Source organism: Dietzia sp. SLG310A2-38A2, from assembly GCF_014145095.1.
GTDB lineage: Bacteria > Actinomycetota > Actinomycetes > Mycobacteriales > Mycobacteriaceae > Dietzia.
In genome coordinates this window covers 1-5,166 of sequence record NZ_JAALDX010000122.1, presented here as the reverse complement: position 1 = coordinate 5,166, position 5,166 = coordinate 1, and the positions used below count along the sequence as shown (strand labels likewise).

Annotated in this window: 8 protein-coding genes; 3 read left to right on the top strand and 5 right to left on the bottom strand. The window is 69.5% G+C overall.

Features of this window, described 5'->3' with window-relative positions:
• Positions 1 to 152 precede the first annotated feature (152 nt).
• A complete protein-coding gene (locus G6027_RS04620) occupies positions 153 to 1,445 on the top strand; it encodes a hypothetical protein (RefSeq protein WP_182635811.1) in 1,293 nt (430 codons plus the stop codon).
• A gap of 40 nt (positions 1,446 to 1,485) precedes the next feature.
• Here the strand turns inward: G6027_RS04620 and G6027_RS04615 are convergent, their stop codons facing one another.
• The gene (locus G6027_RS04615; RefSeq protein ID WP_346995630.1) at positions 1,486 to 1,917 is read right to left on the bottom strand and encodes a hypothetical protein; all 432 of its coding nucleotides are present in this window, start codon (positions 1,915 to 1,917) and stop codon (positions 1,486 to 1,488) included.
• 393 nt (positions 1,918 to 2,310) lie between these two features.
• Here G6027_RS04615 and G6027_RS04610 point away from each other — a divergent pair, with 393 nt between their 5' ends.
• On the top strand, positions 2,311 to 2,559 hold the full coding sequence (locus tag G6027_RS04610; protein ID WP_179524794.1) for a WhiB family transcriptional regulator: 249 nt from the start codon (positions 2,311 to 2,313) through the stop codon (positions 2,557 to 2,559).
• A gap of 157 nt (positions 2,560 to 2,716) precedes the next feature.
• Here the strand turns inward: G6027_RS04610 and G6027_RS04605 are convergent, their stop codons facing one another.
• The 3 genes from G6027_RS04605 to G6027_RS04595 form a co-directional block, all read right to left on the bottom strand.
• Positions 2,717 to 2,932, bottom strand: coding sequence for a biotin/lipoyl-binding carrier protein (locus tag G6027_RS04605; RefSeq protein WP_187702593.1), 216 nt, complete (start codon positions 2,930 to 2,932; stop codon positions 2,717 to 2,719).
• Positions 2,933 to 3,184: 252 nt separating this feature from the next.
• Entirely contained in the window at positions 3,185 to 3,514 is a 330-nt protein-coding gene (locus G6027_RS04600) for a zf-HC2 domain-containing protein (RefSeq protein ID WP_182635809.1), read from the bottom strand.
• On the bottom strand, positions 3,511 to 4,188 hold the full coding sequence (locus G6027_RS04595) for a sigma-70 family RNA polymerase sigma factor (RefSeq protein ID WP_179524792.1): 678 nt from the start codon (positions 4,186 to 4,188) through the stop codon (positions 3,511 to 3,513). The genes G6027_RS04600 and G6027_RS04595 overlap by 4 nt, the downstream gene beginning before the upstream one ends.
• Before the next feature lie 105 nt (positions 4,189 to 4,293).
• On the opposite strand from G6027_RS04595, the gene G6027_RS04590 reads away from it, so the two are divergent.
• A complete protein-coding gene (locus tag G6027_RS04590; protein WP_182635807.1) occupies positions 4,294 to 4,830 on the top strand; it encodes a YbaK/EbsC family protein in 537 nt (178 codons plus the stop codon).
• A 7-nt stretch (positions 4,831 to 4,837) separates the two neighbouring features.
• On the opposite strand, the gene G6027_RS04585 is transcribed toward G6027_RS04590, so the two are convergent.
• Positions 4,838 to 5,166: SOS response-associated peptidase family protein (locus G6027_RS04585; RefSeq protein WP_182635805.1), on the bottom strand; the 329-nt coding region annotated here is incomplete at its 5' end.

Here is a 5,166-nt window from a genome sequence, read left to right as displayed (position 1 = left end):
GCCTCCGACGCCGCCTCGGGCGGGGACGCCGGGTCCGATACCGAGTCCTCCGCCGACGGCGCCCCGCGGCGTCGGCGCCGGCGGCGTCGTCCCTCGTCGTCTTCCGACTCATCCGGCCGGGACTGACCCGACCTCCACCCCCTGGAAGGCACGTGCGCACACTGAGGAGCGGTTCCGGCCGCCGTCTGCCGTTCGTCGACGTCCCCCCCGAACGCCGGACGCGACGCGACCTCGTCACCGCCGGGGTGATCGCCGTCGTCATGGTGCTGGTGGCGGCCGCCCTGGTGATGTCGGGGAGCGCGGCCAGATCGGAGCTGCGCGCAGCGGAGGTGGAGCAGCCCGAGTACGGTCCGGCCACCGATCCCCCCACGTCGCTCCAACCGCTCTGGACGCACGAGTCCGCCGGGACCGGTCCCCCGCTCACCACCAAGGGCAACCTCGTCACCATCTCCCCGGACGGAGTGCTCGTCGGCCGGGACGCGGGATCCGGTGAGGAGAGCTGGTCCTACACGCACGCGGGGCGGTTCTGTGCCGGCGCGTTCTACGCGGATCGGCTCGTCGCCGCGTTCGACGGCGCCTCCGGGTGCAGTGACGTGACGTCCCTCGACCCGAGCCGGCAGGAGTACACGAGCACCAGACAGAGTGCGTATCCGGACTCGATGGAGCTCACCGGTTCGTGGAAGCACGTGATGGCGTTCAGCCCGGACAGACTGGAGATCTGGCGCGACGACCTGGTCCGGACCGTCGAGTACGGGGCCGTGGAGGCTCCACAGGAGGCGGGGATGCAGCCCCGCGCCGGATGCACCCTCGTCACCGCCGACCTCACCGACGAGCGCTTCGCCGTGACGGAACGCTGCCCCGGGGAGGACTCCGTCAGGCTGACGATCTCGACGACCGTCCCCGAGGACAACCGCGCCCCGGAGGAGATCGCCTCGGACCCGACAGGTGCCGACGGTCTGTGGATCATCGAGGTGACCGAGCAGGGGGTCCTGGCGCTCCGGAACCAGGGCCCCGACTGGACCGTCGAGTGGTTCACCTCCCCCACCGAACACTCGACCGTCCTCATCCTGGAGGGCGAGCCGGCCGTGCCGCCCTCACACGAGTCCGTCTCCGGTCACGGCGATCAGGTCCGGTGGTTCGACGGACGTTCCACGCACGCCTTCGACGGTCCGTCCGGGAGATACTCGTGGACTCTGGAGGGGTCGACCGGCCCCGGACTGACCGGAGGCTGGTCCCCCGACCCCGGGGCCCATGCGAACGGCGAGTGGGTACTCGTGCCGGTCGCCGACGGGCTCGCACTCCTGGATCACGACACCGGGCGCGAGGTCCGTCGTCTCCCCCGGGAGGCGACACCGGGAGAAGCCGTGACCGGGCTCGCCCAGATCGGCGACATCCTGTACGAGCGCCACGAGGGAGAGATCCGCGCGTACAAGCTCCTCGCCTGACCTGCCGGGGTCGATCAGGGAGCGACGTGCGCCGGGAGGGTCAGACGGCGTACCACTCGATCGCGTCCCTGCGGAACAGCGACACCAACGCGACCGCGCAGACCACGGCGAGGATCAGACCGGCGAGGTACTGGTCCGAGCCCACCCCCACGTACCAGGCGACGAACAGCAACAGCAGCTCCGCGATCACCACGAGTCCCCGGCCCCACCGGCGACCCCGCAGGAGACCGACACCGGCCGCGAGCAGACCGCCCCCGAGGATCGCGAACCACACCGCGGTGCCGTAGCCACTGATGACGACGGTCTCCTCGCGATGGCCTCCGGCCGCCCGGATGGCAAGGGCCACAGCCACCCCCACTCCGATGAGCCCCTGCGCGGAGGAGATCCACCCGGCCACCCGCACGGGCGTGGGGATCGCCGTGCGGGGATCGAGGCGATCCAGCGGGGGACGGTGGTCGTCAGGTCGGCTCACGTTCACCTCCACAGCCTATGTCGCGGTGACGGCCGGGCCCGCACCACCCTTGTGGACTGGACTCCGATTAACCCAGTACAGCCTCTGGCGTGGGATTTCGGTTCGATTTGACAACCGGGGTGACCTTTGCCACATCGCAGCGGGAGAGGGTTGACTTGTCATGGAATCGTGGCACGATCATTCGTAACAGCGCAGACGCACATTGTTTGCCTTGCCTTAACCGAGAGCTACTCCTCACGGAGCGAGCCCGCGGAGCGGGTACACCCCCCACCACATCGCCGGATGTGACAGAACACGTACGTCCGCGCGCCGATTCTTACAGATCGGTGCGTCGGCGGCGTCTTCTCGTGTCCGGTTGATCCGATAACGGTCTCGTAACCGTAAGGAGTTCCCATGGACTGGCGCCACAAGGCCATCTGCCGCGACGAGGATCCCGAGCTGTTCTTCCCCGTCGGCAATTCCGGACCCGCCCTCGCCCAGATCGCCGAGGCGAAGATCGTCTGCAACCGTTGCCCCGTCACCTCCGAGTGCCTGGCCTGGGCACTCGAGTCCGGCCAGGACGCCGGCGTCTGGGGCGGCATGAGCGAGGACGAGCGTCGCGCGCTCAAGCGTCGTCGCGCCCGCACCCGCACCGCGGTCTGATCACCACCACCTGATCACCGCTCTCTGGTGACCGCGATACCACCGTACGCGGTCTGGTCGGCGACCTGACGGAAGCCTGACCTCACGAGAATGACGAAGGCCGGTTCCCCCTCCCTCATGGGAGGGGGGAACCGGCCTTCGTCGTGACGGTCGACCGTCAGCTGATGACGGCGATGAGGTCGCCGGCCTGGATGACGTCCCCGGGTGCGACGGCCACCTCGGTGACGGTGCCGGCCGTCTCGCACAACACCGGGATCTCCATCTTCATGGACTCGAGGAGCACGATCGTGTCACCCTCGGCGACCTCGGTGCCGACGGCGGCGACGACCTCCATGACGTTCGCGACCATCTCGGCACGGACCTGTTCAGTCATTCGGATGTTCCTCTGCTTTCCTCACGCGGCGGCCCCCGGACTCCTCAATGCAACCACACGGGGGTTCTCATGGGAGACTTGTACACCGACGAAAGGAGGCGACCATGGGCAAGCGTGGCCGCAAGAGGCGGGATCGCCGTAAGAAGAACGCCAACCACGGCAAGCGTCCGAACAGCTGAGTCCGGACCATCAGAACCGAGCGAGGGGCGGGCACCGACACGGTGCCCGCCCCTCGCCTCGTCTCCGGTGAAGTCAGTGCGCGTCCCGCCGGTGGACGGTCGTGGTCCGGTGCACCACCGTCGTCCCGTCGGAGTCGGTCGTGGTGACCGTGGTGCGGCGGATCTCGACCATGAGTCGTTCCCTCAGCCCCGACGGCGCCTTCTCGCAGCACGAGCTGGACAACTTGGCCTTGAGCCGCCGCTCCGAGAGGAAGAGCTCCCGGCAGGGGGGACACCCGGCGAGGTGGTGCTCGAGCCTCGAGCGACAGGCGTCGTCGCACTCGAGGTCCACGAGAAGGGACAGGTCGCGTCGGGCGGCCTCACAGCCGATCTGCTCGAGTCGCGGGTCGTGTTCCCTCGTCACTTCGCGCCCTCCGTCCTGTCACGACCGAAGCCACGCTCGGTCGCCACGTCCCGGAGCAGCTCGCGGAGCTGCTTACGTCCTCTGTGCAGGCGTGACATCACGGTCCCCAACGGGGTGTCCATGATCTCGGCGATCTCCTTGTACGGCAGATCCTGGACATCCGCGTAGTACACCGCCATCCGGAACTCCTCCGGGAGCTGGGCGAGTGCGGACCGGATCTCGTCGTCCGGCAGCAGTTCCATGGCCTCGACCTCCGCCGAGCGCAGGCCGGTGGAGGTGTGCTCCGCCGCCGCCGCCAGCTGCCAGTCCGTGATCTCCTCGGTCGGATACTGGGCGGGTTGGCGCTGCCGCTTGCGGTAGTGGTTGATGTACGCGTTGGTGAGGATGCGGTGCATCCAGGCCCGGAAGTTGGTCCCGGGCTTGAAGGAGTGGAACCCCGCGTACGCCTTCGCGTACGCCTCCTGCACCAGGTCCTCCGCGTCGGCCGGGTTGCGGGTCATCCGCAGCGCGGCACCGTACAACTGATCGAGGAGCGGCATGGCCAACTCCTCGAACTGTTCGGCGCGTTGGTCGGACTCGTCGGGCTGCAACTCGGTCGGCAACCGGTACTCCTCACCTGTCGATGACCCGGAGTCTATCCGCACGCCGGGGGCGTCGAGGACCGCGGTCCGCATCGCACCCTCCTCTCCCGATCCCGGAGACAGTCCCGGGTACCTGCTCTCCTCAACACCGACCACGGTCACGCTATTCCGGCCGACCCCGTCACTAGGCTGGGGAGGATGAGCCGTAAGCGCCCGGGACACGGGAAGTCCGACTCGGCGGCGACCCCCGCCATCGCCGCCCTCCGGTCCTCCGGGGTCGACCACGAGGTGCACACCTACGACGCGGGCACCGGGGCGTTCGGCGACGAGGCCGCCCGAGTGATGGGCGAGCGACTCGGGGTCGACGCCGCCAGGGTGTTCAAGACGCTGGTGCTCGCCACCGCCCGACCGCCGGCGGGTACCCGGATCCCCCTGGCGGTCGCGGTCCTGCCGGTCACGGCGATGCTCGACCTCAAGGCGGCGGCCGCCGCACTGTCCGCCGGGAAGGCCTCACTCGCCCCCGTCGACGTCGCGGAGAAGACCACCGGGTACGTGGTCGGCGGAGTGTCTCCCCTCGGGCAGAAGAGGCCCCTGGCGACGGTGGTCGACCGATCCGCGTGGGATCACCCCACGATCCTGTGCAGCGCCGGCCGGCGGGGGTGGGAGATCGAACTGGCGCCCTCGGACCTCGTCGGCCTCACGGGCGCCACGACGGCGGCGATCGCCGCCCGGTGACGCGGCGCTAGAAGAGCATCCCGGCAGTCGGGTCCACCGGACGGACCAGTTCCGGACCCTCGTTCCGGACGTTGGAGACCGCGCGTGAGACCGGCCTGATCTCCACCGATTCGGCCCACTGCCCCAGATCGCCGCCCGCGCCGCCGACCAGGGCCCTCGGGTCGCCGATCACGGCGGGGTCGAGCCAGTCGGAGACCACGGCGGGGTGCACAACCAATGGCATCCGGTCGTGGACGCGGCGCAGCGGTCCGAGCGCCTCGGTGGTGAGGATCGTGCACGACAACTGTGTGACGGTCTCGTCACCGGGGTCGCGGCGGGCCTCCCACAGACCCGCCA

What these genes read in the sequence shown, in the direction of transcription:
- G6027_RS04595 (WP_179524792.1), bottom strand. Translation starts at nt 4,188, where the DNA reads ATGCGGACCGCGGTCCTCGACGCCCCCGGCGTGCGGATAGACTCCGGG.
- G6027_RS04605 (WP_187702593.1), bottom strand. Translation starts at nt 2,932, where the DNA reads ATGACTGAACAGGTCCGTGCCGAGATGGTCGCGAACGTCATGGAGGTC.
- G6027_RS04590 (WP_182635807.1), top strand. Translation starts at nt 4,294, where the DNA reads ATGAGCCGTAAGCGCCCGGGACACGGGAAGTCCGACTCGGCGGCGACC.
- G6027_RS04610 (WP_179524794.1), top strand. Translation starts at nt 2,311, where the DNA reads ATGGACTGGCGCCACAAGGCCATCTGCCGCGACGAGGATCCCGAGCTG.